Origin of the sequence: Halobacillus salinus, assembly GCF_004684905.1 — a bacterium.
GTDB classification, from domain to species: Bacteria; Bacillota; Bacilli; order Bacillales; family Halobacillaceae; genus Halobacillus; species Halobacillus salinus.
Window position 1 is genome coordinate 189,915 of record NZ_SRJC01000003.1, and the last position, 26,047, is coordinate 215,961.

At 45.6% G+C, this 26,047-nt stretch carries 26 protein-coding genes; all 26 read right to left on the minus strand.

Translation table 11 applies throughout. The features are described from left to right. Positions 1-63 precede the first annotated feature (63 nt). Complete coding sequence (locus E4663_RS13420) at positions 64-2,157, minus strand: PAS domain S-box protein (RefSeq protein ID WP_158290496.1); 2,094 nt, start codon at positions 2,155-2,157, stop codon at positions 64-66. 175 nt (positions 2,158-2,332) lie between these two features. Next, the gene (locus E4663_RS13425) at positions 2,333-3,169 is read right to left on the minus strand and encodes an ABC transporter ATP-binding protein (protein WP_079478196.1); all 837 of its coding nucleotides are present in this window, start codon (positions 3,167-3,169) and stop codon (positions 2,333-2,335) included. A 262-nt stretch (positions 3,170-3,431) separates the two neighbouring features. Beyond that, on the minus strand, positions 3,432-3,608 hold the full coding sequence (locus E4663_RS19810) for a hypothetical protein (protein ID WP_158290497.1): 177 nt from the start codon (positions 3,606-3,608) through the stop codon (positions 3,432-3,434). Between the two features lie 75 nt (positions 3,609-3,683). Continuing rightward, complete coding sequence (locus tag E4663_RS13430; protein WP_193554850.1) at positions 3,684-4,337, minus strand: methanogen output domain 1-containing protein; 654 nt, start codon at positions 4,335-4,337, stop codon at positions 3,684-3,686. An 80-nt stretch (positions 4,338-4,417) separates the two neighbouring features. Beyond that, positions 4,418-6,349, minus strand: coding sequence for a fructose-1,6-bisphosphatase (fbp, locus tag E4663_RS13435; RefSeq protein ID WP_135327986.1), 1,932 nt, complete (start codon positions 6,347-6,349; stop codon positions 4,418-4,420). Positions 6,350-6,483: 134 nt separating this feature from the next. After that, positions 6,484-6,885, minus strand: a complete 402-nt coding sequence (locus E4663_RS13440) for an ion channel (protein ID WP_135327987.1) — start codon at positions 6,883-6,885, stop codon at positions 6,484-6,486. Positions 6,886-7,003: 118 nt separating this feature from the next. Further along, positions 7,004-7,507, minus strand: a complete 504-nt coding sequence (locus E4663_RS13445; protein WP_135327988.1) for a GNAT family N-acetyltransferase — start codon at positions 7,505-7,507, stop codon at positions 7,004-7,006. 13 nt (positions 7,508-7,520) lie between these two features. Next, positions 7,521-7,862: a hypothetical protein gene (locus E4663_RS13450; RefSeq protein ID WP_135327989.1), complete on the minus strand. Its 342-nt coding sequence runs from the start codon at positions 7,860-7,862 to the stop codon at positions 7,521-7,523. 23 nt (positions 7,863-7,885) lie between these two features. Beyond that, entirely contained in the window at positions 7,886-8,473 is a 588-nt protein-coding gene (locus tag E4663_RS13455) for a hypothetical protein (protein ID WP_135327990.1), read from the minus strand. 263 nt (positions 8,474-8,736) lie between these two features. Then, the gene (locus E4663_RS13460; RefSeq protein ID WP_135327991.1) at positions 8,737-10,128 is read right to left on the minus strand and encodes a DUF2254 domain-containing protein; all 1,392 of its coding nucleotides are present in this window, start codon (positions 10,126-10,128) and stop codon (positions 8,737-8,739) included. A gap of 217 nt (positions 10,129-10,345) precedes the next feature. Further along, the gene (locus tag E4663_RS13465; RefSeq protein WP_135327992.1) at positions 10,346-11,377 is read right to left on the minus strand and encodes a GNAT family N-acetyltransferase; all 1,032 of its coding nucleotides are present in this window, start codon (positions 11,375-11,377) and stop codon (positions 10,346-10,348) included. Positions 11,378-11,509: 132 nt separating this feature from the next. After that, complete coding sequence (locus E4663_RS13470; RefSeq protein ID WP_135327993.1) at positions 11,510-12,688, minus strand: PDZ domain-containing protein; 1,179 nt, start codon at positions 12,686-12,688, stop codon at positions 11,510-11,512. A gap of 79 nt (positions 12,689-12,767) precedes the next feature. Then, positions 12,768-14,270 carry a S41 family peptidase gene (locus E4663_RS13475; protein WP_135327994.1) on the minus strand — a complete coding sequence of 501 codons (1,503 nt, stop codon included), beginning with the start codon at positions 14,268-14,270 and terminating at the stop codon, positions 12,768-12,770. 240 nt (positions 14,271-14,510) lie between these two features. Further along, positions 14,511-15,197 carry a cell division ATP-binding protein FtsE gene (gene ftsE / locus E4663_RS13480; protein ID WP_135327995.1) on the minus strand — a complete coding sequence of 229 codons (687 nt, stop codon included), beginning with the start codon at positions 15,195-15,197 and terminating at the stop codon, positions 14,511-14,513. A gap of 151 nt (positions 15,198-15,348) precedes the next feature. Continuing rightward, positions 15,349-15,783 carry a c-type cytochrome gene (locus E4663_RS13485; RefSeq protein WP_135327996.1) on the minus strand — a complete coding sequence of 145 codons (435 nt, stop codon included), beginning with the start codon at positions 15,781-15,783 and terminating at the stop codon, positions 15,349-15,351. Positions 15,784-15,825: 42 nt separating this feature from the next. Then, on the minus strand, positions 15,826-16,665 hold the full coding sequence (locus E4663_RS13490; protein ID WP_421803826.1) for a YitT family protein: 840 nt from the start codon (positions 16,663-16,665) through the stop codon (positions 15,826-15,828). A gap of 206 nt (positions 16,666-16,871) precedes the next feature. Further along, positions 16,872-17,756: a UTP--glucose-1-phosphate uridylyltransferase GalU gene (gene galU, locus E4663_RS13495; RefSeq protein WP_135327998.1), complete on the minus strand. Its 885-nt coding sequence runs from the start codon at positions 17,754-17,756 to the stop codon at positions 16,872-16,874. Positions 17,757-17,985: 229 nt separating this feature from the next. Further along, positions 17,986-19,090, minus strand: a protein-coding gene (gene prfB / locus E4663_RS13500; RefSeq protein ID WP_135327999.1) for a peptide chain release factor 2 whose coding sequence is annotated in 2 segments (ribosomal slippage) — positions 17,986-19,017 and positions 19,019-19,090 — 1,104 coding nt in all. Because the reading frame shifts where the segments join, the coding sequence is not laid out codon by codon here. 69 nt (positions 19,091-19,159) lie between these two features. Next, positions 19,160-21,673 carry a preprotein translocase subunit SecA gene (gene secA / locus E4663_RS13505; protein ID WP_135328000.1) on the minus strand — a complete coding sequence of 838 codons (2,514 nt, stop codon included), beginning with the start codon at positions 21,671-21,673 and terminating at the stop codon, positions 19,160-19,162. Between the two features lie 112 nt (positions 21,674-21,785). Further along, positions 21,786-21,974 carry a hypothetical protein gene (locus E4663_RS13510; RefSeq protein ID WP_135328001.1) on the minus strand — a complete coding sequence of 63 codons (189 nt, stop codon included), beginning with the start codon at positions 21,972-21,974 and terminating at the stop codon, positions 21,786-21,788. Positions 21,975-22,176: 202 nt separating this feature from the next. Beyond that, entirely contained in the window at positions 22,177-22,734 is a 558-nt protein-coding gene (hpf, locus tag E4663_RS13515) for a ribosome hibernation-promoting factor, HPF/YfiA family (protein WP_079478182.1), read from the minus strand. A gap of 245 nt (positions 22,735-22,979) precedes the next feature. Beyond that, positions 22,980-23,363 carry a DUF8042 domain-containing protein gene (locus tag E4663_RS13520; protein WP_135328002.1) on the minus strand — a complete coding sequence of 128 codons (384 nt, stop codon included), beginning with the start codon at positions 23,361-23,363 and terminating at the stop codon, positions 22,980-22,982. Between the two features lie 13 nt (positions 23,364-23,376). Then, on the minus strand, positions 23,377-23,721 hold the full coding sequence (fliT, locus tag E4663_RS13525; RefSeq protein ID WP_135328003.1) for a flagellar protein FliT: 345 nt from the start codon (positions 23,719-23,721) through the stop codon (positions 23,377-23,379). Next, a complete protein-coding gene (fliS, locus tag E4663_RS13530; RefSeq protein WP_135328004.1) occupies positions 23,721-24,110 on the minus strand; it encodes a flagellar export chaperone FliS in 390 nt (129 codons plus the stop codon). Before fliS ends, fliT begins: the two co-directional genes overlap by 1 nt. A 14-nt stretch (positions 24,111-24,124) precedes the next feature. Continuing rightward, positions 24,125-25,666, minus strand: a complete 1,542-nt coding sequence (locus E4663_RS13535) for a flagellar hook-associated protein 2 (RefSeq protein ID WP_135328005.1) — start codon at positions 25,664-25,666, stop codon at positions 24,125-24,127. A gap of 17 nt (positions 25,667-25,683) precedes the next feature. Continuing rightward, positions 25,684-26,040 carry a flagellar protein FlaG gene (gene flaG / locus E4663_RS13540; RefSeq protein WP_241657200.1) on the minus strand — a complete coding sequence of 119 codons (357 nt, stop codon included), beginning with the start codon at positions 26,038-26,040 and terminating at the stop codon, positions 25,684-25,686. Between the last annotated feature and the right edge of the window lie 7 nt (positions 26,041-26,047).

Below are 26,047 nucleotides of genomic sequence, written 5' to 3' on the forward strand. Positions count from 1 at the left end.
ATATTCTCGAACAAGGATAAAAAAAGGGTCGTGTTGGGAGGTTAACTTCCAACACGACTCTTTTTAATCAGAACTTTCACCTTTTACGTCTTTAAATAAATCATCATACAAGGAAACTTGGTCTTTCCCTTTTCGTTTTCCGCTATAAAGCGCTCTGTCCGCTGTTCGGAACAAATCATCCAGACTCTTCGCGTTATCAGGGTAAAAGGATACCCCGATTGAGAAGGAGGACTGAATATGGAGACCGTTCAAATCATAGGGGCGGCGCAGTTTGTTTAATATGCGCTGCGCAATTTCGCGTGTCTTCTGTTCACTATCAACGTCTCTCAGCAAGATAGCAAACTCATCACCACCGATCCGCCCGATCGAATCACTGTCGCGGAGACAATCCTTCATCCTGTCGCCTACAAGCTTCAGGAAATCATCACCCATATCGTGTCCGTATTCATCGTTGATCCGCTTGAATCCGTCACCGTCCAAATAAAGCAAGGCAAACTGCTTTTGCCTGCGGTCCGCATCCAGAATGGCTTGATTTAATCGGTCTTCAAATAGGCGGCGGTTCGGTAAGCCTGTCAAATAGTCATAAAAAGCAATCCGCTTCAGCTTCGCTTCGTACTTCTTTTGTTCCGATATATCACGGGCGACGATGACGATCCGGTTCACTTCGTACTCTTCGGAAAGGACCGGCGTGCCCTTGCACTCGAACCAGACCAATTCACCAGAATCACGCTTCAATTTCAGCTTCACGGTAAAGGAGCGGCCATCAACCTGGCATTGTTTGAAAGCGGACGCCACTTTCTTCGCATCCTCGATTGTAAGCACGTCTTTCAGTTCCTCTTCTCCCAGTTTAGAAGGGTCGAAGCCTAAGAAATTGATAATCGATGGCGAAGCATATACAAGCTTTCCATAAGGGGAAAATACGGAAATGAGATCGTTCGAGTTATCCGCAATTAACCGGAACTTGGCTTCACTTTGCCTGAGAGCCTCTACGGCACGCTCTTTCTCCGTTATATCATCCAATATTGCATAAAGCCCTACCCGCTCCGTCTGATTAACGATTGGAACGAGATACACTTTTGCGATGCGCTGCTCGCCACCTACACGCAGGGCCGTTTGGAAACAGACATCCTCCATCGATTCAGTCCTCAGTCCGTTTTCCTCCATCCAAACCGCTTTATCCCGAGGAAGCCAGTCAAGTAAACTCGACCCGGATAACTCTGCCAACGACGTTTTCATCATGCGCAGGCTGGCCGGGTTCGCATACTGGACGGTGCCATCTAGATTAAGCGTCAGAATCGGGTGCGGGTTATGTTCAAACAAAGATTGGTACCGCGCCCTACTTGCTTCCAACTTACGCTCGTCCTCTTTGACGACAGATATATCACGAATGATAGAGCTGATGCCAATCGTGTCCCCTTGTGCATTATGGATGGGCGATACGGTCATCGAAACATCAATCAGGCTTCCATCTTTTCGTTTTCTTTTCGTTTGGAAACCGGAAACCCCTTTGTCTTCAAGGGCATCTGAAATGAGTCGATCTGCTTCCTCGTGCCTATCGTCGGGAACAAAAGGAAATGGACGCAGGCTCAAGTCCTCTTTCGAAAATCCATACAATTCTTTAAGTGCAGAATTCGACTCCATGATATTGCGGTTACGATCGATGATCAGAATCGCATCTGCCGTATTTTCCATCAACGAGCGGTACACTGCATTGACTCGGTTCAAATCACGCTCTCTCTGAACCGCTTCTGTGATATCACGGGTAATGCCTAAAATATATGTAACGAGGCCATCTTGGTTTTTGAGCGGTGTGAGCGACGTGTGTCCACAGAACAAGGTATCATCCAAATCCATCTCATCTTCATAAGTAAGAGGACATTCCCGTTCCACTACCTGTTGATACCGATCAATCAAAGATCCGGCTTTATCCTCTGAGAGCAGGTCTTCTATGTATGCACCTTCCCATTGAACACCTGTCATCGGGTGGCTCGTTTTGGCAGACTGGTTGACTAGTGCATATTTAAAACGTCTAGGAGCGACGACTTCCATCAAAAATATATAATCAGAGATTCCATCCATGAGCATATCCACAAGCGGCAATAAGTACTCCGAAGAATCGAACATTCCTTTTTCAAAAAACTCTTTCACGCGATCCATCATGCAACCCCTCGTCTAATCAGAATCTCTTCGTGAACCTTAACAAATGTAAATACAATCCCTACTTATCATAACATTCTAACTCCCATTCCACACTACTCATTATCTTGAATTCGTGGAATTTTGTGTATAAAAAAAAGCAATGCGAATCAGCCTCGCATTGCTCTTTAGTCTATTATACGGTTTGTTGAGCAGCCCTTGCTTCCGCTTGGGCCTGTTTGATCAAGCAACGCCCTTTACCGTGAGGGATACACATCGGCGTTCCGAATAGTGGGTCCTCTCTTACGTCACAGGTCATATCAAATACATGTTGCATCAAGTCACATGTAATGACTTCTTCAGGCTTCCCTTGATCGTAAACCGTCTTATCTTTGACAGCAATCAAGTGGTCGGCATAACGACAAGCCAAGTTTATATCGTGCAGCACCATGACCACGGTTCTCCCATGATCTTGGTTCAGATCGAATAATAAATCCAGAATCTCGATTTGGTGCGTCATATCCAAGTACGTCGTCGGCTCATCCAGAAGCAGCGTATCCGTATCCTGTGCAAGCGTCATAGCAATCCAGGCACGCTGTCGTTGACCACCGGATAAAGAATCGACAGCACGATCCTTTAATTCAACTAGATTCGTGTCTTCCAACGCCTTCATGACAGCATTCTCGTCCTCATTCGACCAACGTTTCGTCAACCCTTGGTACGGATAGCGACCTTGCTTCACAAGTTGCTGAACCGTCAAGCCCTCTGGTGTGGTCGGGCTTTGCGGAAGGATAGCCATTTTCTTCGCAACATCTTTCGTCTTCATCTTAGAGATGTCTTGGCTGTCGAGCACAACTTCTCCAGATTTCGGTTTCAAGAGGCGCGCCATCGAACGTAGCAGCGTCGATTTACCGCAACCGTTTCCACCGATAAGTACGGTGACTTTGCCTTTTGGAATTGTTATATCTAGTGAATCGATTATGATTGAATCGCCATAGCCTAGTGTCAGGTCATTTGCAAGCAATGTATCCATTTCTTGACCTCTCCTTTATATCTAGCGCATCACGTTATATCTAAACGTTCTATTTATGTCCATATTAATAAGTTTATGGGCTCGGACGCTGTCTGTCAATGAATTTGAGAATCATTTTCATCAGTCCATGTGCCGTGACGAATGATCGCATACGAGGAAGATATGCGAACTTTTAAAAAAGTATGTACAATAAAGCCTGCTATTGCCCTATTTCCCCACAATAAAAAACCTCCCGCGCAAGGAGGTTTTTCACCTTTATGTTCTAAAAATGTTCATGTTTGACTGATTCGTTGCCTGCTCCACGTGACATAAATTCCTGCTCCAACTGCTTGTGGTCTTTTACGGTCGCTGTAGCTTCTGCCTCTCTTCTACCATGGCGTTCGAAATAAATCGAAAAGACGATCAACGTCAAGAGAATGGTGAATAGCAGCCAAACCATAAAGATCCCTCCTGGGAATTTATTGACTTACACTAATGCTATTCCCTTTAGGACACTTTTTATTCTAAGTCGAATCTACTGTTTATCTGAGTGGTGACTACCTTTCAGTTCGTCCACTTCGGTCTGGAGGCGTTCCAGCTCATCTAACAGTTCCATCACCATGTTATCACTCTTACGCAACTCTTCATTCAAGCCACGGATGGTTTCTTCTTCCCAGTCGAAAGGGTCTCCATGCTCTGGTGTGATCGGAATGTTCTCATATACTTTACCGTCCTCTTCGTCTGTGGGACGGAAGTAAATGGCCACTTCACACCCTTCATCTCCAAGGGCGATCCGCTTTCTAAGCGACACTTTACCGTACCCCAACCTTCTAGAAGCAATCCCTCCGAAGACGCTTGATGTCATGTTACAAAGGTGAGGGGAATCTTTGACGATTTCACCGAAAGGACAGGCAGATGCTTTCACGATCACCCGGTCCTCGTGCACCTCAGAGATTTCAAAATGTCCACCGATAGAATTCTTCAAATCAACGATGACGTGAGCGTACTGATCAGGCGTCCAACCGCTTCCCTTGCCATCATAAAAGGATTCCAGCCACTCTCCTGTCCGTATTCCGATCTGACGGATATACTCGCCTGCTTTTGGTCCGACGGTACGTTCGTGTAAATGAGCGTACTGAGTAATTAGCTTAGACAAAAAGATCGTCCCTGACAATGCCGTTCCTCTCAATCTAATTACCCCCTCTCATTTTTAAATTTATTATAAGAGAATCGAGGAAACTATTCTATCAAAAGCGTGCGACATTATTCTCAATTCATATACCTATATTCCCTTAATTGATTGAGAATAGACAGCTCTTCATACAATTCTCTTCCTACATTCGTTTCCCGAACTGTCTTCCTTTCAAGCTCCTTATCCACCAATCGTTTCACAGATAACACATCCGTCCCATTCTCGAGGACATCTTTCCTTGAATGGAAGTGTGTATGGGCGACAAGCTGCATGCCGTAAGAATTATAGAGTAATGTATAGCCAGCAATCCCCGTTTTCGACTGATAGGCTTTCGAGAATCCTCCGTCGATGACGATCATCTTTCCGTTGGCTTTGATCGGTGTTTCCCCTTCGATTTCCTTAACCGGTGTATGACCATTGATGATATGACCTTGGTCCGGATCGAGATCGAATTCTTTCAGTATTTCGCGGCACGTTGCTTCGTTTTCACGAACGTAGTAATACGGATTCTTCACTTCTTTGTGCGTCGATTTGTCTTCGATGAAATAGCGTTCGAACGTTGTCATTGCGCGTTTCCCGAACAAGGAAGAGTATTCACCTGTCCATAAATACCAGACCATGTCGGTCGCAAGATCATCCGTCTCCTCCGGATGGGAAAAAGCGTGGCGCAAGTAATGTTCGAAGATATCAAGCAAGTCACGACCACCGTATGTTTCACCCTCGATTTCCATTTCTTCCATCTCTTCGTTTTCATTAAGGGGAATACAGCCGTGGATCAACAGGTTCCCGTTATATTTCAGATAGAGACTACCCTTCTTCATAAGGAACTTCATATGACGGGCAAGCTTCTCCGAGTGCTGAATAGAGAATAACAGCTTATCGATCACTTGCTGCTCTTCTTCCAATAACCGGTCCGGCTGTTCTGGATCGACTGTCGCAAAGCACGTGTTTTCAAGCGGGTACGTTCCCCCTTGAAGCGTAATCTCTTGATTGTCGAAGTCAACTTGTTCAAGTAGGAGTCTCTCTGACATATTGAAATTCGGACGTCGCTTGATGATCGGGCTCTCTAACTTGAATTGGATCATCGCAATCGCCTGATGGATTTTTGTAATTTGCAATCGTTCCCGTTCAGATGTCTTTTTGTCCGAATGTACTTTCGGTTGGAAGGCTGGGTTATCCTGATAGTATTTCTCGGCCAGATTCAATAGAGGACGAAGGTTGATGCCATAAACGTCTTCGATGATATCCAAGTTGTCATAGCGGGCACAAATGCGGATGATGTTCGCTAGACAGACCTTGGACCCAGCAAAGGCACCGATCCACAAAGCGTCGTGATTCCCCCACTGGATATCGACAGAGTGATAGTTGATCAAAGCTTCCATGATTTTGTCCGGTTCCGGTCCACGATCATAAATATCGCCGACGACATGGAGGTGATCCACGACGAGACGCTGCGTACTATAAGCAAGACCAGAAATCAGCTTGTCCGCTTGATTAAGTGAAATGATCTGCTGAACGATTTTCGTATAATATTCTTCCTTATTGGCGGCGTCTTCTGTTTTGTACAAAAGCTCTTCGATCACGTAGGCGAACTGCTCAGGCAGTGCCTTACGCAATTTGGAACGAGTGTATTTGGAGGAAGCATACGAGACCAGCTTGATCATCCGTTCGATTGTCACCTTGTACCAATCGCCCAAATCCTGTACATTGTCGAAGCGGCTCTTGATCAACTTCAACTTTTCCTCCGGATAATATACAAGCGTCGCTAGTTCGTCTATTTCCCTCTCGTAAATACTGCCGTTGAACAAATCACGGATCTTCTCTTTCACTCTTCCTGAACCGTTTCTCAATACATGCTGAAAGGCTTGATACTCTCCGTGAAGGTCACTCACGAAATGCTCGGTTCCTTTCGGTAAGTTCAGAATCGCTTCAAGGTTGATAATCTCCGTAATCACTTTCTCTTCACTATCATATTTTTGAGCTACTAAATCTAAGTATTTTTTATTCACGACTATGTATCCCCTTTCGAATCCGATCTAAAATGACAATTAAGATGAAGAAACGTTTATATTACTATGATAGTAACATTTTTAGGGTTTCTATAGATAAGATTTGAGACTTTTCCAGAATTAGTAACATTCGCTCACTCTCTTTTCCGCGCTTCACTGAACGTGCGGGCGAAATATGCTGTCGGCAACAGAATCCCCACCATCGATTCGATCATCGCAAAGAACCGCGCGGGACCTACCGGTAGCATGTCCCCGTAACCGACCGACAGAATCGTTTCACTGCTGAAGTACAGCAGGTTTAAAGCAGTAGGCTCGATCGCCTTCATGGAAGACAGCGACTGAACAAGTACCACTCCACGCAGCGAAAGTAGATAATAGACCAACGAGAAACCGAGCAACACCACCGTCATCACCATAAACAACTTCACAAATAGTCCTACATTGAAATACGACTGCTGAAACGTTTTATTTTGAAAGAAATAATAAAGACTCGACGCAATTAACAAAACCGTAATCATAATCAACACTGTAACCATAATTCTCCCTCTCCAATCACCATGTCAAAAGTACCATTTTCTATATTTAACCGAAAGATAGCCTGGGTAAACGGGGACAGGGACCTTGTCCCCCTTTTATTTCACAAAAAAAGACGACTCAGTATTCTACTGAGTCGCCATTATCGATTCTATACACCATGGTATAAGAACCGGAAACATTATCTATCCTCTTAAAACCTATCCTCTGATACAGTTGGACCGCTCGTTCATTCTTCGGATCGACGCTCAAGGATAATGCGGGATAGCCGAAATCCGAAGCCGATCGGATCAATTCACTTAACAATCGTTTCCCAATCCCTTTCCCTCGGACCTCAGAAGTTAACGCGATTCCAATCTCTGGCGTCCGTTCATCGACAAATCCATACCCTTTCTCGTCTTCAGGAAAAAGACGGTACCACGCAGCTCCAGCCGGCTTCTCGTCTGTATAAGCAACCAAAGCAAAGTCCCCACTTCTTCCCCAGTCCTTGTTATACCTTCTTAGATGAGGCGCATTCAACAACTCCTCTTGCGGCGGTTTATCTTCCGGGATATGGATTGCTTCATACAACATCTGTCGAAGGAAAGACTCGTCTCTATCCTCTGCTACTCTGATGTTAATCATTTGACTACACCCCTTACTGGACGAAAATTTTCTCGGCTATTTCCTTTTCGGCGCCCTTATCATGCACCCAAATTTCAACTTCGTCCTCTACTTCTATTTCGTCTAAACGAGCTGCCTCTCCTACTAATTCCGTATGTTCATCCACATAGATTTCATAGACAGGATAAGATGCTTCCGGATCTGTAGCAAGAGGCTGGACGATCAGCCTATCTTCTTGGATATCTTCAACATAAACACCAGTATAGTCTGGCTCCTCAGAATTCTTGATAGGCTCTTCATCCTCAAATTCAGAAGGACTCTGATTGCACCCTGCAACCGAAACCAACATAACAATCAGGACGACAATGTTCTTCATCTGTCTCCCCCTCATGGCAATGGTTACGCATTATGTAATTGTTCAACTGTCATCACTGTCATCGCCAGAATGATCAATTGCTCAAGCTCCGTCACCTCTTCATGGTGACGTACGTGGTAGATTTCCCCTGCAACAAGCGCCTCTTTCACGGAAGGATTCGGAATCGACCGCTTGCTGATGCTGGATATCGTTCGATCATCTTCTTGCTGAATCTTAAAATCAGAAGCACCGTTTCTTCCTTCTGCGGTAAGTAGAATCTCCCCTTCCGGAGACAAGGCGGTGACTGTCTGCGATCTTACGTGAAAGACTTGCTCCAGTGTCGCTACCTGATTTCCAGCAATGAACACGTCGAAATTCTCGCTGAATCCCCTGGCCTTTTCAATTGTCGCAATCACTTTCGATTTCGGCGTCGTCACTTGGAATTTCTTACTACTGACTGTATGTAACCGTACGGTGTTTAGCAGCTGGTTCTTCCAATCATTAGTCGCTGTATCCGCTACCTCTTCCACCATCGCTACTAATTTCCCCTCAGCCCGGACAGAGTACCGGGGGCTTTGGCTCTTCAAAATCGTGTCCAACTTCACCTCTAGATTCGGTTGAACGTTCAGCATCCTATCACCACTCCCTTTTTACCTGGAAGGTTAACGTCCCTTCCCACCGAACTTATCTTCATATTCTTCGCCCTTCGACTGAAAGTAGGAAATGCTCAACCATCCAACAATCGTTAGGAATCCTACCAATAAGGAAACCCAGAACCCCATAGCTTCGCCTCCTCAGTGTGTTGTTCCTTTCTATACGAATCACTACCCCAATACGTTCCATCTTCCCTATAAAAGAAAAGCCAACATCGTATGCTGACTTTTCCCTCTAGCAATCATGAACGCCTCTCAAAGGCGCCTTTCGAACTGACTCGCTCCAACATATACTCAAGCAGGAACAGGTAATCTTTCTGGTATCCTGTATTATTAGCAAGCTCGGATAATTGCTCTAAAATGTACAAGCAGTCATTTTCATAGAGACTATTTTTATCGAATCCTAGTATCGTCTGACGGGCAAACTCCCACAAGTCTTTGTGTACCTCTTCGTCCATCGTTTTACTCAACAAGGAAACCATCGTAATCAGTTCCGTCATAACCGTCGAGTTCTGACCCGAGTATTCTCGGATCGAAGCGAAACCTTTATGAAGATAATAGCGGAAGTCTTTTTGATTCAAAATGATCCGCAGCTCTTGTTCCTCATCGAAGAGGTAAGGAGAGAAGTTCGTGGATTGGCCGATACTTTTCAACAGATCCGTAATTTGGTGGATCGTGTTTGTGACCGTCAGAGGATCGTTGTGACCTAGCGCCTTAATGGCTACTTCGGCAAGCTTGATCAAACCGTATTCCAAGTCCTGAATTTCTGTTTGCTTCACCCCGACCTCGATCGACTTGAAGTAACGATCGATAGGAAGAGGCTCGCCTGACTCCCAATATGTCAAAAGCGGTGTGCCTTCGACGACGAATTCGCCGATCCGGACATAGAACCGGAGAAGTGCATCATCTTTCCTCGCTTGCTTGACCAACCTTGAGAAATCAGCTACTTGGAGGTAACCGGATTCTAAACTTTTAATCACCTTGCCATCCTCTTCAGGAGGCAGCGAATCTGTATCGACTTCCTTTTCCAAATGGTACGGCCTTAACTCCTTTTCCAAAGCAGCCTGAACCGACTTCGATTTGGTATTCATATTGAAGCTGATGTTATGGACCTGCATCCAAGTAGCCGTATGGTTGATAAAATAAATGAACGTAATCGCCGCAACCACAGCCGTCAAGATCGACAAGACAGGGGTCGCAACTACATATTCCTCTTCCTCATGTGTGACATAGAAGAAGTTCAACAGCACATAGATGAAACTACCGTTGAAGATCCCGAGTACATGCTGAGTCGCCCGGTCACTAACAAAGTTGACGAGCATCTTGGAAGAAAACTGTCCGCTGAACGTCGTCAACGCAACGAGAAGGGAGTTGATCGTAAATGCGCTCAGCGTCAGCACCCCGCCGACGAGCGCACTTAACAGCACCTGCAAGGTTTGGCCACTGAACCCGATCGCTGCAGGCAAGTATAAGCTGACATTCACCCCATAATCCAAGTAAAAGGTGAAAATTGATAAGGCAACAGCCCCGACGATGTACCAGAAAGGCATGAACCAGAGCGTTGATTTCAGCTCACTTTTCCGCCTTCTTCTAGACATCTTGAAATATCTCTTTATTATCTGAAAGAATCCCATATGATCACCAATCTATTCATTATCTTTCCTTAATCCTACCCTTTGAAAAAAGAAACGAATCGCTTTGTGAAAAAATAAGAAAAAATACCTTGTGGGGATTCTATTTTTCGAAAACAAAAAGCCGTACCCTCTTCTTTCAGAAGCGAATACGGCTTGTAATCAAAGCACTTTAATAGATATGCTTCGTCATAATGAACGGAAACCTATACCAGGATCGTTAGAATGAATCCACATCTCCTGGAGTAATGTACCAGTGGCGTATATCGTACACCTTATCTAACTTAGAGGTTAAGTCTTTTGCTACTAACGGCATACTTCGCTTCATTGTGAAAAAACGTTTTTGCTTTAATGCTTCATAGACAGTTAAATGTTTTAGAGACCAAGTGGTGATTAAGTCAGCCGTGCCCAATTCATCCAAAGCAATTTGTATGAGTTGAGCATACACACGCTTATCATCCACTGCGAAGATATCGACAAGCCTTCCTAAAGTCAATTCACCCTTCTTTAGCTTTTCTTTAGAAAGGTGAATAACTACATAACCTACCATCTTCCCTGAAGTATTTTTCAAGGAAAACACACGATACTTTTTTGTAGGGTGTTTGAAATAACGCCATTCGAGAAATTGTGCATCACGCTTCATTAAAATGTCATAAGAAGGATTGGCAACCTTCCACAATTCATCAAACTCTTTACTGGCTTCAAACTGTTCTTCTATTTCATATTCAGTGTTTTTGTATGCAGACCTGTGCCTCTTTTTTTCTCTAGGAAGATTGCTCACTAGATTGCTAAGTGAGGGAAAGTAGTAAGCCATAACCCTTGGAAGATTATTAATATAAACTAACTCAGGGACTTTAGCGATTTCTTGAGCACCGGTATAACGAATGAATATTTCTTTCGCTTTCGGTGCCGGATACCCATATAGAAGTTTAATGTCCTTCTCTGCACAAGTATCCACCATACTAGTCACTAGTTTCTTATATATATTCTTCCCACGGGCTTTGGGAGAAACCATTGCATCCACTCGTTCTCCAACTAGAAGTTCTTCCTCGAAATATTTTGTAATCAAAGGTAAAGAAGCTAAATGCCCTAATATTTTATTATCTTCTTCAAAGAGTAGAATGTTTTGTTTTTCAACCAAGTATTGATGAAATTTCCAATTCCATTCCTCAATCGATCTTTCTTTCCCAAAAACTTCTTCAAAAAGTCCATTTATTCTTTTCTCATCATTTTCCTGATACTCTCTTATCATAGGAAACCTCTCACTATCTAAAATATCTTCTTCGTTCCAGAACCTATTGTCTTTTAAATTAATGCCCAAAAGGAACTGAGACAATTAGAAATCATTAAAGGATTTAAGCTGAATTATTATCAAACTTCTTAATTAGAAAAATCCGACCGACTCCTCGTGCGTCGGAGGCTCCACAAACAGCACACCAAGTTCAAAGTGCTCCCCTTCATACATCGCCCGCTGCACGTAACGGTTCTCGCCCCACTGATCCCGGACTTCCAGCTTGTTGAACGCGCCATTGATCTGAAGCGCTTCGTAGAACTGGCTTTCTGTCCGGACTGGAACTTGATTCACGCGTTCGATGACTTCACCTGGCACAAGCCCCATTTGATCTGCCGGGCTTCCGGGAATGATTCCGAGAATGTGTACGCCTCTCGGATGAGGGTAGAAAAATGGAGACTGATCTTCCCGAATGCGGTGACGGATCGTAATCCACTCTCGTCCAAGCAAACCAACGGCAATCGCCGCAAACGAGAGAATAGGAAGAAAGTAACTACCAATCGTCAAAGCAAGCACTACCACAGCCAGCAAGAAAATGTGCCTTCCCACCGTCTTAGTCGCGATTTCAGGTGCCTGTCCCCTCGCGACCCATTCAAACCCTGTCAGGAATGGAATCAATATCAAGCCATATGATTCTCCTCCGATGGAAAGGAGCGGCCACCACTCCGCGAAAGAGGTGATGTCCCCAGCAGGGAATAACGCAAGAAAAGGCACGACTGCTATTTTACGGGCACGATGCTGACCAATCGAAAGGCCGCGCTTACCTTTTTCCCTCTCAGGGAACGTCTCTTTCGGCGTCGTTTTCAATAGCAGGATCGCTTCTACTAACAAGAGAGCCGCCAGTATCGCGGTGATTGATAGAAGCGGAGTCTCTTCCAGTGCCGCTAACCAATCCGGGGCATCCGGCACAAACGGAAGCACGAGCATAAGGATATATGCGAGACCAAGCGTATAAGCAGCCGAGTACCATGTAAACTTCATCGGTAAGCTTACTAATAGAAAAACGGCACTAACCAAGAAAAGAAACGGCAACGGGACCACTAATCCTAGTGCCAGAAAAATAATCGATATCACCAGACCCGCGCCAAGTGCCACCCCCCACGTCCCTTTCATTTCTGAAAAGATCGGAAATACTCTTGTCCCGAAGTCTTGGCGTTCTTTCTTAATTCGTTTGTTCGCAAGTATCCATCCCACGATGATCGCTATGTATAAATAGGGCTGCATGAACGCACGCCCTATTCCTTTCAACAGTTCTAACATCCAAACGTCCAACGTTGTTAACTCCTCTCAGAAAAAAATCCGCAGTCCACGACTACGGATTTTATTTCGTCATTCCTTTTCGAATTCCTGCCTATTGAAAGAGAACCTCTACAGCTTTCTCCATCTGTTTATCATTCTCTTCCGAGCGGACCTCTTCGATGATCAGCTCCTCAAGCTTCCCACCAGTCTTCTCATCAACTTCTCCAGTCACATCAAGACCAGCTTCTTTTTGGAAGGCTTCTACAGCAGAAACCGTTTCTTCACTATAGAATCCATCTGTACGGCCAGGATCGTATCCAAGGCCGTCTAGCATTTTCTGTACGTTCTTCACTTTGTCCCCGTTATCGTTGAACTGAAGGGATTCTTCAATATCGACAGGGTTCGTATAGAAGTACTCCGGCTGCTTTACTTCCACCGTCGGCTCGATTCCTTTTTCATGAATCCAGTTGCCGTCCGGGGTCAACCATTTGTAGAGCGTCAGCTTGATCGTACTGCCATCGCCCATCGGCATCGCCTGTTGGACCGTTCCTTTTCCGAAGCTCTTCGTCCCTACTAGGTCGTAACCGCCTGCTTCGTTCATCGTAGCGGCAAGGATTTCAGAAGCGGAGGCACTTCCTTCGTCCATCAACACCGTAATCGGATAATCCTTCTTCTCCTTGATGCTTGAGAAGTAACGGGATTTCTCTCCGTTGCGGTCTTCTACTTGAACAATCGGCTTGTCATCAGGAATGAACTCTTTCAGGATCTCTTGGACGTCTGTGAACAATCCGCCTGGGTTGCCTCGTACGTCAATGATCAGTCCATCCATGCCGTCGTTCTCAAGCTTCGACAACGCTTCCTTGAATTCATCCGCCGTCTTTTCTGAGAAGGATGTAATTTCGATGACGCCAGCTGTCTTGCCGTTCACTTCTTTCGTATCCGTATAGACCGTCTCGAGCGGGATATCATCACGGACGATATCAATCGATAGCGGTTCACTTACGCCAGGACGGCTCACTTGAAGGGTGACTTCCGTTCCTTTTTCCCCGCGGATCTTAAGGACCGCTTCATATAGGTCGAGACCTTCTACGCTATCCCCGTCCACTTTCAAAATCTGATCGTTCGGTTTCAGACCAGCTTCTTCCGCAGGCGAACCTTTGATTGGAGCGACGATTGTCACTTTATCATTGACCATGCTCACTTCCGCTCCGATACCTTGGAAGGAAGATTCGATGGTCTGATTGAATTGTTTCATCGTTTCCTTGTCCATATAAACACTGTATGGGTCTTCGAGCGTATCCAGCATCCCCTGGATCGCGCCTTCTACCAATTGGTTCTTCTCTACTTTTTGAACGTAATTATCTTTGATTAAACTATAAGCTTGCTCTACCTTCTTTAAATCGGCGTCGCCTGTCATGTCTTGAATAAACTGCTTTTGCTCTTCTTCGGTCAAGCTGCCGAAGTTCTCACCGTCCGGGTTGGCTGTTGCCAGCTGGTCGGTATTGGAATTGCCTGTCGCATTAGCAAAATACTCGATGCCTATGTAAGAGCCTCCTGCCCCTAATAGGACCGCAAGCGCCAATAATAACGCCATATAACGCGGTTTTATATTCATCGCATTCACCCTTCTAATTTGAATTTCCTCATTGCCTCTATACTAGCAAAAAAGCGCCTCCACCGTAAATGTATGACAACAGATTCTCAAACATTCTACCATACAACTTCTCTCTCCCTATCTTAACACGTATAACCGTATAACAGAGGGATTGTTTCATCCACTAATTGGATATAGAACTTTGGAATCATCCACACAAAAAATAGACTGCCTCATCATATAAGGCAGCCTTCTTCTCTATTAATGTTCGTATCCATATTCCCCGCGAGATTCATCACGTACTACCATGCCATCCTCGATCGCAATCACTCGCTTACGGATCGTGTTGACGATTTCCTGGCTGTGTGTCGCCATCAATACCGTAGTACCTAGCTCATTGATCTCTTCTAAAATGTGCATGATCTCCCATGATGTATCCGGGTCCAAGTTTCCGGTCGGCTCATCGGCGATCAGAATTTTCGGATGGTTGACGATCGCACGCGCAATCGAGACACGTTGCTGCTCCCCGCCGGATAACTCATCTGGTAAGAAGCGCGCTTTATTTTTCAAACGGACCTGGTCGAGTACGTCCATGACGCGGCGTCGGATATTCTTCGGGTCTTCCTCGATCACTTCCAAAGCGAATGCAACATTTTCATAAACCGTAAGCGTCGGAAGTAGACGGAAATCCTGATAAACGACACCGATCTGGCGGCGAAGCTTCGGCACCATGCGTTCTTTAATCGTCGCAAGATCCGTATCGACAACGTTCACGGTTCCTTTCGTCGGCTTCTCTTCGCGGTAGATCAGCTTCGTGAATGTCGATTTACCAGCACCACTTGGCCCGACGATGTAAACGAATTCCCCTTGGTTGATCGCAACATCCAACCCGTTCAAAGCGGTGACGCCATTCGGATACGTCTTGTAGACACCTTTCATATCAATCATGTATATCTCACCTTATCGTTTAATAGTTAATATGCAAACATCTTTATTATAACATTGACGAGTCGCCTTTTTTAGACAAAAAATATTACAGTTCGATTAATTCGACATTAAAAAAGTCCAGCTTATGTAAGCTGGACTACCTCATTTTCGATTATTTCATTGTTTCCAACCAGCTTGCGACTAGTTGAGCGTCATCGTCAGATACAGCACCTTGTTTCGGCATCTGTCCTTTACCATTCTTAATGATATCGACGATTTCATCAGCAGAATACTTCGATCCTACTTCTTGTAAAGAAGGACCTACGCCACCGCCAAGGTCGCCACCGTGACAGCTTGCACAGTTATTCTGGAATACAGATTCAGCAGCTTCTGCATCGACCATGTCGCCGCCTTCTTCTCCTGAACTGTCTTCAGAACCTTCTTCCATTCCTTCATCTGTGCCTTCATCCATGCTGTCACCAGAGTCTTGTTCTGTGTTCTCATCAGTGGTTCCACCATCGGACGGCTCTTCCTCGTTACCGCCGCCTCCGCAGGCACCCAAGACGAGAATAAGTACGAAAAACACGGACGTTAACCATTTCTTCATTTCACTACCCCCCAGAGGATATTATAGAGGTATTATACCCAATCAACTAGTCTTAAAACCCTCGCCAAGTACCTCTGTCGCATTCATCGCGACGACGAATGCCCCTGGGTCAACTCTTTTCACTGTTTGAGACAATTTTGTGAATTCATTCTGCTGGACGACGCACATTACGATCCGTCTTTCTTGATCGGTATAGCCACCAGAACCATTCAGCACCGTCACACCGCGGTCGATTTCTTTGAAAATCGCCTCGCGCACTTCATCGATCTCATCGGTCACGATCATCACGTTTTTCGACGTGTTCAATCCGACTTGGACGATATCAATTGTCCGGCTCGTTGCGAACAATCCGATCAACGCATACAGGCCTTCTTCAACCGAGAAGACAAGTGCGGACGTCAACACGATCATCCCGTCGAGCATCGCGACACAAATGCCGAGCGGCAAATGCGTGAACTTATGGACGACCTGTGCTGCAAGGTCGATGCCACCTGTGGAAGCTCGTCCACGGAACACGATTCCGAGACCAAGCCCGACACCCATACCACCGAAGATCGCCCCAAGTAGAGGGTCCGGTGTCGCAGGTTCGAGGTTGCTCGTCAGCAAGACGAAGAGCGGCAGCACCAACGTACCGACGAGCGACTTGAAGCCGAAGTTCTTCCCGAGGATGACAACCCCTGTGATAAACAAAGGAATGTTGAGGATCCACTGCACGATTCCAGGCTCCCATCCGAACACCCCTTTTGTGATCGTACTGATTCCGGCCACTCCGCCGGATGCTATGTTATTCGGTAATAAAAATACATTAAATGCTAACGCTACGAAAAAAGAACCTAAAATAACCAGCGCATACTCGATCGCATGTCTGAGCAGCGGTGGCATCGGTTCTCTCCGATATTTTTTTGCCATCATCATCATGGTGCTCTCTCCCTACACTGTTAGTAAACCGATAGGAGTATAACACTAGGGGCTGATTGTGTAAATAAGAGTGAAATAACGCATTAATGAGCTAAAGAACGCCCTTTAGCATAGCTTGTGTCAAATACTGTTACGTATGCATTCATAGGACGTAAAAAAGCAGTGGTAGATTACCACTGCTTCTTCTTCGCATCCTGTATCATTTCATCCATCAACCCGAGCACCTCAGAGCGCATCGAGTCACGCTCCAGTGCGAGCGCAATCGTCGTTTTGATGAACCCGAGCTGGTCGCCGACGTCATAACGCTCTCCTTCGAACTCATATCCGAATACTGGCTGCGTTCTGTTCAACCGTTCAATCGCATCTGTCAGTTGGATTTCCCCGCCGGCACCGATATCCTGCGTGCCGAGCAGATCCATGATCTCCGGTGTGAAAACGTAGCGGCCAATGATCGCAAGGTTCGACGGCGCTTCTTCTACCGGCGGCTTCTCGACAAACTGCTCGACTTCATAGCGGCGTCCCGATTGGTTCTTCGGCGCTATGATTCCGTAGCGGTCCGTCTCCTCTTCTGGTACTTGCTTCACTCCGATGACAGAAGACTCCGTTTCATCGTACTGATCGATCAGCTGCTTCAAGCACGGCTCATCGGAACGAACGATATCGTCGCCGAGCAGAACAGCAAACGGTTCGTTGCCGATGAACTTACGAGCGCACCAGACGGCATGTCCAAGCCCGCGTGGTTCTTTTTGACGGATATAGTGAATGTCGACCTGCGCGGATTCTTTCACCTGATCAAGCAGCTCGAATTTCCCTTTCTTATAAAGGTTGTCCTCTAGTTCAAACGCATGGTCGAAGTGGTCCTCGATTGCACGCTTTCCTTTACCTGTCACGATGATGATGTCCTCGATCCCGGACGCAATCGCCTCTTCTACGATATATTGGATCGTCGGCTTATCGACGATCGGGAGCATTTCTTTCGGCATGGCTTTTGTGGCAGGGAGGAAACGGGTTCCAAGTCCTGCTGCCGGAATAATCGCCTTTTTCACTTTCTTCAACGCATCCACCGCCTTTTGGAAATTATGTAACTAATTATATATTAGCAAAAATCCGAGAAAAGCGACAGGTTGGCGTGAATGTACCAAGTTTTCGCTGATATGTACCAAGTAGAGCGGTTTTTGTACCAAGTCTTCCGTAGTTTGTACCAAGTTAGGTCCGAATTGTACCAACTTCATAAAAAGTTGTACCAAAAGAAAAACCGCCATACGCGTTGTATGGCGGTTCCTATTAAACATCCATCTGAGAACGAAGGTACGCATCGATGAATCGATCGAGCTCTCCGTCCATGACGGCTTGCGTATTTCCGATTTCCGTATTCGTACGGTGGTCTTTGACCATGGAGTACGGGTGGAACACGTAGGAGCGGATCTGGCTACCCCAGCCGATTTCCTTCTGTTCGCCACGGATGTCGTCAAGTTGCTGTTGCTGGCGCTCGATCTCGAGCTGATACAACTTCGACTTCAACATCTTCATCGCTTGTTCGCGGTTCTTAATCTGAGAACGCTCAGACTGACACGTCACGACCGTGTTCGTCGGTACGTGCGTAATACGTACAGCGGAGTCGGTCGTGTTGACGTGTTGTCCACCGGCACCACTGGAGCGGTACGTGTCGATCTTCAAGTCTTCAGAACGAACATCGATTTCGATTTCGTCGTTGAATTCCGGCATTACTTCACACGATACGAAAGACGTGTGACGACGGCCTGATGAGTCGAACGGCGAGATACGGACGAGGCGGTGTACGCCTTTTTCCGCTTTTAAGTAACCGTAAGCATTGTGACCCTTGATCAAAAGCGTCACGCTCTTCACGCCGGCTTCATCACCTGGCAGGTAGTCCATCGTTTCGACTTTGAAACCTTTGCCCTCAGCCCAGCGCGTGTACATACGTAGCAGCATGCTCGCCCAGTCCTGGGATTCCGTTCCGCCGGCACCAGGGTGCAGTTCAAGAATCGCATTGTTCTTGTCGTACGGTTCGCTTAGCAGTATGTTGAGTTCATATTGGTTCAAGGCTTTACGAAGCTCTCCGACTTGTTCGACGAGCTCTTCGCGAAGCTCTTCATCGTCTTCTTCTTTAACGAGCTCATAAGACACTTCCAAGTTCTCGTGCGTCTCTTCGTGCTCTTCAAGTGTGTGCACAAGCCCTTTCAGTGCGTTCACTTCGTCGATGACTTTCTGCGCGGTCTGCTGGTCATCCCAGAAACCTGGCATTGTCATCTCTTCTTCAAGTTCAGCGATACGAGTCTTCTTGACATCTACGTCAAAGAGACCCCCTGAAGTCCGCTAAACGATTAGCTGTATTGTCGAGTTCATGGCGAATTTCTGCCATATCCATATCGATCACTCCTAATTATTGTTCTATACACAAGGGAAGACACTCTCTAGATGAGAGTGTCTTAACACCTTATTTGCCGTGACAGTTTTTATATTTCTTCCCGCTTCCGCAAGGACATGGATCATTACGACCGACGTTATCCTTCTTCACGTAAGGGGATTTCTTCTTCTCTTCTTTGCTCTCGCTGCCGCCGGACACAGCCTTCGCACCTTGCGCGACTTCTTGACGCTGCAGGTTGTTGCGGATCTGTGCTTTCATGACGTAGCGAGCTACTTCCTCATCGATGTTCGCAATCATCTGCTCGAACATGCGGAAGCCTTCGAAGTTGTACTCACGAAGCGGATCGTTCTGACCATAAGCACGCAGGTGGATACCCTGACGCAGCTGGTCCATCTGGTCGATGTGATCCATCCACTTCTGGTCGACCGTACGAAGCAGGATGACTTTCTCGAATTCACGCATTTGCTCTGGAGTCAATTCTTCTTCCTTCTCGTCGTAACGCGCCTTAACTTTACCCAAGATTAGCTCTTGCATCTCTTCAGGGTCTTTACCCTTCAGGTCAGCTTCCGTGACGTCTCCTTCTTGTAAAAGGTTCGCGCGCACGTAGTCGACGATCGCTTTAAGATCCCAGTTCTCGTCCTCTTCTTCAGCCGTGTGGGCTTCAACCGTCGTCTGAACGGCACGCTCGATCATCTGTTCAATGATTTCACGAAGATTCTCAGACGTCAGCACGTCATAACGCTGCTTGTAGATAACCTCACGCTGCTGACGAAGTACATCGTCATAGGAAAGAATCGTCTTACGCGCATCGAAGTTGTTACCTTCTACACGCTTCTGGGCCGACTCAACAGCACGAGAGATCATTTTACTTTCAATCGGCTGCGAGTCATCCATGCCGAGCCGATCCATCATGCTACGGATGTTGTCAGAAGCGAAGCGGCGCATCAATTCGTCCTCTGTCGCCAGATAAAATTGAGACATACCAGGGTCACCTTGACGTCCGGAACGACCACGGAGCTGGTTATCGATACGACGGGATTCGTGACGCTCGGTACCGATGACCGCAAGTCCACCGACTTCCTTGACGCCATCGCCGAGTTTGATGTCGGTACCACGACCGGCCATGTTGGTCGCAATCGTGACAGAGCCTTTTTGACCCGCGTTCTCGATGATTTCCGCCTCGCGGAAGTGGTTCTTCGCGTTCAAGACGTTATGCGGCACGCCGGCTTTGTTCAAGTAGCGTGAAATGATTTCAGACGTTTCAACCGCTACCGTACCGACAAGCACAGGCTGCCCTTTGTCGTGGCGTTCTTTGATGTCCTCGACTACCGCACGGAACTTACCGTCCATCGTCTTGTAGACAAGGTCAGCCTTGTCGTCACGGACGATGTCACGGTTCGTCGGAATAACGACAACGCGCATGTTATAGATATTGAGGAATTCTTCTTCCTCGGTCTTCGCTGTACCTGTCATACCAGACAGCTTCTCGTACATACGGAACAAGTTCTGGAACGTGATTGAAGCAAGCGTCATGCTTTCGTTCTGGATCTCCAAGCCTTCTTTCGCTTCGATAGCCTGGTGTAGTCCATCACTATAGCGACGCCCTTTCATCAAACGACCTGTGAACTGGTCGACGATGACTACTTCTCCATCTTCCACTACGTAATCCGTATCACGGTGCATCGACGTATGAGCCTTCAAGCCCTGGTTGATGTGGTGGATCAGCGATACGTTGGAAAGATCGAACAAGTTCTCGATTTTGAAGAATCGCTCTGCCTTGTTGATTCCTTCTTCTGTAAGCTGGACGTTCTTCGTCTTCTCATCGTACGTATAGTCCTCTTCATTTTCCAGAAGGCGGACAAACGCGTTTGCGGATTGATAGAGATCCGCGGACTTCGAAGCCGTACCGGAAATGATAAGCGGCGTACGTGCTTCATCGATCAAGATCGAGTCGACCTCGTCAATGATGGCATAGTGGAGCGGACGTTGTACCATCTGCTCTTTATATAACACCATGTTGTCACGCAGGTAGTCGAAACCGAATTCGTTGTTCGTACCGTACGTGATATCTGCATTGTACGCTTCACGCTTCTCATCCTTCGACATACCGTTGGAGTTCAAACCGACTGTCAGGCCAAGGAATTGGTATAGCTCTCCCATCTCTGTTGCGTCACGGCTAGCCAAGTAGTCGTTGACGGTGATGATGTGGACACCTTTTCCTGTGATGGCATTCAAGTATGCCGGCATAGTAGAGGCAAGGGTTTTACCTTCACCTGTTTTCATCTCGGCAATGTTACCCTCATGCAGGGCAATTGCACCAAGTAGCTGCACTTTGAACGGGCGCATGCCAAGCACACGCTTAGAGCCTTCACGTACAACCGCGAAAGCTTCGGGCAGCATTTTATCTAAGTCTTCGCCATTTTGATAGCGTTCTTTGAATTCTTCCGTTTTATTGCGCAGTTCATCGTCTGAGAGCTTCTCATATTCTGATTCAAGCCCATCGATGTCTTCTGCCATTTTTTCCAATCGTTTTAGCTGACGAGAGTTACCGTCGCCAAATATTTTCTTTAACGTTCCAAGCATCGAAACATCTCCTCTGTTGATTTCAAAATCACGGATGAATGCTGGTTAATCCATTACTTATCATAACACTAAGAGAAGTGCTCTCGCAATTGAAACTGGTGGAATGTGGGGGTTATCTTGAAGTCATAAATAGCTGGGGCTGTTCGCGGATAATCTGATGTTCGACACCCATCTGCCGCTTATGTAAATCGATCACTTTCTGATTGGTCGTCGCAATGATCTGTACGAGCTGTGCAATCGTCTCTTCCTGCTGTTTCAGCCGTTCATACACGTATTGGCAATCTTGACAGTTTTCTTTCATATAATCGCCTCCTTCTCCTCTTTTGTACCATGAATCGTCAAAAAGAGGCAAAACGCTAAACTTGGCTTTTCATACTATGAGAACATCAGAAATCGAAGCTTCGCTAGGAGAAAAATGAATTTTGGAATGCAGTAGACTTACATTTCGTTTTTTCACATCAAAAAACCACCTCTACCGAAGTAGAGGTGGCATCCTTATTCTATCAAGTTTCGATTAAACCATAACGGCCGTCACGACGTTTGTAAACAATGTTCGTTTCGTCCGTATTCGCGTTTGTGAATACGAAGAAGTTGTGGCCTAGCATATCCATCTGCAATGCCGCTTCTTCACTATCCATCGGTTTCAGGTCAAAGCGTTTCGTTTTTACGATTTCGACATCGAAATCACTGTCTTCGGTTTCAACCGCCTGTTGAGCTTCACGCTCCAACTCGGCAAATACATACTTTGGAGCACCTTCTTGACGGAACTTGCGATTCACTTTCGTCTTATGCTTACGAATCTGACGTTCCAATTTATCAACCACAAGGTCAATGGCAGCGTATAGATCGGCGTTGTGTTCCTCCGCACGAAGAAGCAGGTTCTTCATTGGGATGGTGACCTCGATCGTCTGCTCATCATTATAGACACTTAAGTTAACATGTACCTCAGAAGAAGGTGGAGTATCAAAGTAGCGTTCCAGTTTACCTACCTTTTTCTCCACGTATTCTTTAATAGAATCTGTCACTTCTAAGTTCTCACCGCGAATGGTGTACTGTAGCATAAGAAGTGTCCTCCTTTCATCCTTATGTGATATATATTCTATCATACCACGAGCGATTCCTGCACAAACTTTCTAAATATTTTGTCATTTTTGTGTCGGTAATTGTTGGAATATGGTGGTTTGTGCAGGACCCGAGCGTATGAAGGGCACGGACTATGTAGAAAACCAACATATCCTGCCCTACTTCTATTATACCCCTATTCCAGCTATCTTCACACAAAAAAAGCACCCCTTCAGGTACTTTTTTAATGAGCGATATGAGGCTTCACATACGCCTGCATGCGTGTTCTCCACGCTTCATAGGCAGGAAGCACTTTCTCTGTGATCAGCTGCTGTTTCTCCTGATTGGAACCAAGTGAGAACCAGCCTTGCAACAGCTTCACGACGTCGTGGAAATCTTCGACCATCGTCCGAAGCTTCGGATCCTCTTCGAAAATGACCATCATCTGTTCATGGCTCACACTGATCTGCTCAAGCGCAAGCAACATGTCCTCGAACACACGCTGCGCTTCCGGCGGCGCCTCTTCTGTAATATTTTTCTCCAAGTACCCAAGCCCTTCACTCACCGTGTTCAAGAGCTCGTCGTACTGAGTCAGCATATGATGCATATCCGCGGTTAGTTCTGTCAAAAAATCACCAATCCTACTTTTTAGAGTCTAAGAACATCCCATCATAACTGGACACGTTTTGATAAGGATTCGTATACTGCTTCTTGCTCGCTTTCTGTTTCTTATTATTACGCATATCGCGCTTCAAGTCATGGAAAAGAAACTCAAGCTTCTGATTGATCTTGAGATCGCGCTTCTTCACTTCTTCGAGGAGCGGCTTCTCTTCCTCCGTCGGCTGCTTGAGTTCGTGCATCATGACTTGTCTTTGATTAAGTAAATGTTCCAGCTTGCTCACAATCTCTGCCCGCTTTTCTGTATGAGAATGAACAAGATCATCCAGTTTCTTCGTGATGTGTAAAAATTGCTGCCACGTTGCCACTATGCACTGCCACCTTGCGCCTGCTGTGCTTTGCGCGTCTGCAGAATTACTTGCTTCCACGTATCGCGGAACTCTGTTACAAGCCCTTGCACTTCATCCAGGATCTCGACGTCGTTCTTTGTATTCGCTTCGATCAAACGACGATTCATATAATCATACAGCGGCAGAATCTCCTGGCTGATGGCGTAATCTTGGTTCATCGTCACCATCAGTTCCTGGATAATGTTCTGCGCCTTTTGGATATTCGTATTCTTTTTCTCGATTTCGTTGTTCTCCATCGCTTTACGGCTCGCTTTGATGAATTTGATGCAGCCGTTGTAAAGCATTAGTGTCAATTCGCCTGGTGAGGCGGTTTCGACTGAATTATTTTGATAAGCTTGGATGGACATGGGTCCACTCTCCTTTATCCGAAGTTCTGCATGATGTATGCAGATTGTTGGTTCATTTGGGAAATGGCTTTTTCCATTGCTCCGAACTCGCTCCAGTAGCGGTCTTCAATCATATTCAAACGATTTTGGAAATCATCCATTTCTTTATCCAAATCTTCTATCCGACGACCTAACATAAAGTTATTATCTACAGTAGTGGATTTACCCGCCTTTTTCTCAATAGAGGTTACAGCTGTTTGAATGCTCTCCTCCATCCTACGAGCCACCCCAGGGTTAGCATCCGTACCGGCAAACAGATCATGTACCGAATCGGCATCTTCATTCAATGCGGCTCGAAGCTCATCTGGGTCAATGATTAGCTTCCCTCCATCAAGATAGTTAGAAGTCGTACTTATTCCAATTTCAGACATAGAAGAATACTTTCCACTATTCTCTACTGGTGTGTACCAATCTCTTCGCAGACTATTCAGAGCAGATTCAATTGTAGAATCACTTTTTAGCATACCGCTTTTTGCTTTTTCTTCCCAAAGCTCAATTTCTCTTTCTTCCATATCTTCTCTCTGCTTCTCAGTAAGAGGTGGAAAGTCTCTATATCTCTTTTCGTCAGTCTTATCTCCTAAACTCTCAATAACCTCATTGTACTTATCTACAAACTCTACAATATTGTCAATAGCTTCATCAACATTATTAGATACATCGACAGTTATGTTACCGTCCGTTACGTCATTAAACTCAAAGTTAACTCCATTGAGAGTATAGCTATTAGAATGGGAGGTAATATTTAAGCCATTGTTGTAAGTAAACTTTGCATCTGAACCACCTTTTTCATTCAACTTCCAGCTACCTGAGGAATTATCACCGTTCTTGATGTCTAATGTGGATGTAATGAAATTGTTGGAACCATCAAAACCAATCTCTGCGCCTAAGAACTCTGTGTCATCTTGATTAAAGTTCCCTGTTTCCGTGCGCTCCATCATGACTTTATCGGCACTCTTATCATAGAAAGCTCTAATGCCTAGGTCGGATTCGCTTATTTCTTTCAAAATCTCGTTAAGTGACTTATCACCTTGGACCTCAAAAAATTGCTGGTTTTTCGACCCATCTTGATTGTAAGTCGTTAACGAAAAGGTTTCTGTTAGGTTAATCCCATTCTTGAATTTTCCTTGTTGACTGCTTAATGCTGCATCCGGATCAAACGTATCTCCAGATTTCGTAATGGTATTTTCACTATAATTATAAGCAGCTGTTGCTACTTCTTTTACATCAAGAGTATAAGTACCATTTCCGGCACTAGCTGTTGCTGTTGCAGAAACAGCCGGGTCAGAAGATGATGTATTTTTGGAATTGTAGGACCTTTCAAGTTTCATTTCGAAAGCCATATCATCAAGTTCCGCTAATTGTTTATTGACGTCTCGATAGGAGTCTCTCTTCCATTCAAGCCATTGTTTGTCCTGTTCCATCTTATTCATAGGTTGACGTTCCGCTCTCATCAGATCGCTGACGAGCTTGTCAATATCCATACCAGAGGCTAAGCCCCCTATACGCATATCACTCATTTTCTCACCTTCTTACTTCAAATTTTATGATCGACAATTATACCTAACGATTCAGCTATTGAAGCATACAAATCGAGCATTTTTCTAGGAGGAATTTCTCGAATAACCTCATCTGTTTCTTCATCAATAATTGAGACATAGTATTCTTCTAGCTTATCATGAAATTGGAATTTCAAAGTTGTGTGAACAGGTTTTAAAAATTCGTTCATGCTATCTGTTACTTCCTTTACCTTTTCCTTTTCTTCAGCTTGAGTAAGAGGGTTAGTGTCATCACTTTGATTTTTAGCTTCTGACTGAACAGGTGTATGTGTACTAAGTTGTTGGGTTGTTCTCTGCAGCAACTGGGTTTGGATAAACTTGTTCTGTACATCCACCTTCAGC

Bases quoted from the DNA above. Each gene is read 5' to 3' on its own strand.
- E4663_RS13420 (WP_158290496.1), bottom strand. From the start codon at position 2,157: ATGGATCGCGTGAAAGAGTTTTTTGAAAAAGGAATGTTCGATTCTTCG.
- E4663_RS13425 (WP_079478196.1), bottom strand. From the start codon at position 3,169: ATGGATACATTGCTTGCAAATGACCTGACACTAGGCTATGGCGATTCA.
- E4663_RS19810 (WP_158290497.1), bottom strand. From the start codon at position 3,608: ATGGTTTGGCTGCTATTCACCATTCTCTTGACGTTGATCGTCTTTTCG.
- E4663_RS13440 (WP_135327987.1), bottom strand. From the start codon at position 6,885: ATGGTTACAGTGTTGATTATGATTACGGTTTTGTTAATTGCGTCGAGT.
- E4663_RS13445 (WP_135327988.1), bottom strand. From the start codon at position 7,507: ATGATTAACATCAGAGTAGCAGAGGATAGAGACGAGTCTTTCCTTCGA.
- E4663_RS13450 (WP_135327989.1), bottom strand. From the start codon at position 7,862: ATGAAGAACATTGTCGTCCTGATTGTTATGTTGGTTTCGGTTGCAGGG.
- E4663_RS13455 (WP_135327990.1), bottom strand. From the start codon at position 8,473: ATGCTGAACGTTCAACCGAATCTAGAGGTGAAGTTGGACACGATTTTG.
- E4663_RS13460 (WP_135327991.1), bottom strand. From the start codon at position 10,128: ATGGGATTCTTTCAGATAATAAAGAGATATTTCAAGATGTCTAGAAGA.
- E4663_RS13465 (WP_135327992.1), bottom strand. From the start codon at position 11,377: ATGATAAGAGAGTATCAGGAAAATGATGAGAAAAGAATAAATGGACTT.
- E4663_RS13475 (WP_135327994.1), bottom strand. From the start codon at position 14,270: ATGAATATAAAACCGCGTTATATGGCGTTATTATTGGCGCTTGCGGTC.
- ftsE (WP_135327995.1), bottom strand. From the start codon at position 15,197: ATGATTGATATGAAAGGTGTCTACAAGACGTATCCGAATGGCGTCACC.
- E4663_RS13485 (WP_135327996.1), bottom strand. From the start codon at position 15,783: ATGAAGAAATGGTTAACGTCCGTGTTTTTCGTACTTATTCTCGTCTTG.
- E4663_RS13490 (WP_421803826.1), bottom strand. From the start codon at position 16,665: ATGCCACCGCTGCTCAGACATGCGATCGAGTATGCGCTGGTTATTTTA.
- secA (WP_135328000.1), bottom strand. From the start codon at position 21,673: ATGCTTGGAACGTTAAAGAAAATATTTGGCGACGGTAACTCTCGTCAG.
- E4663_RS13510 (WP_135328001.1), bottom strand. From the start codon at position 21,974: ATGAAAGAAAACTGTCAAGATTGCCAATACGTGTATGAACGGCTGAAA.
- hpf (WP_079478182.1), bottom strand. From the start codon at position 22,734: ATGCTACAGTACACCATTCGCGGTGAGAACTTAGAAGTGACAGATTCT.
- fliS (WP_135328004.1), bottom strand. From the start codon at position 24,110: ATGTCCATCCAAGCTTATCAAAATAATTCAGTCGAAACCGCCTCACCA.
- E4663_RS13535 (WP_135328005.1), bottom strand. From the start codon at position 25,666: ATGAGTGATATGCGTATAGGGGGCTTAGCCTCTGGTATGGATATTGAC.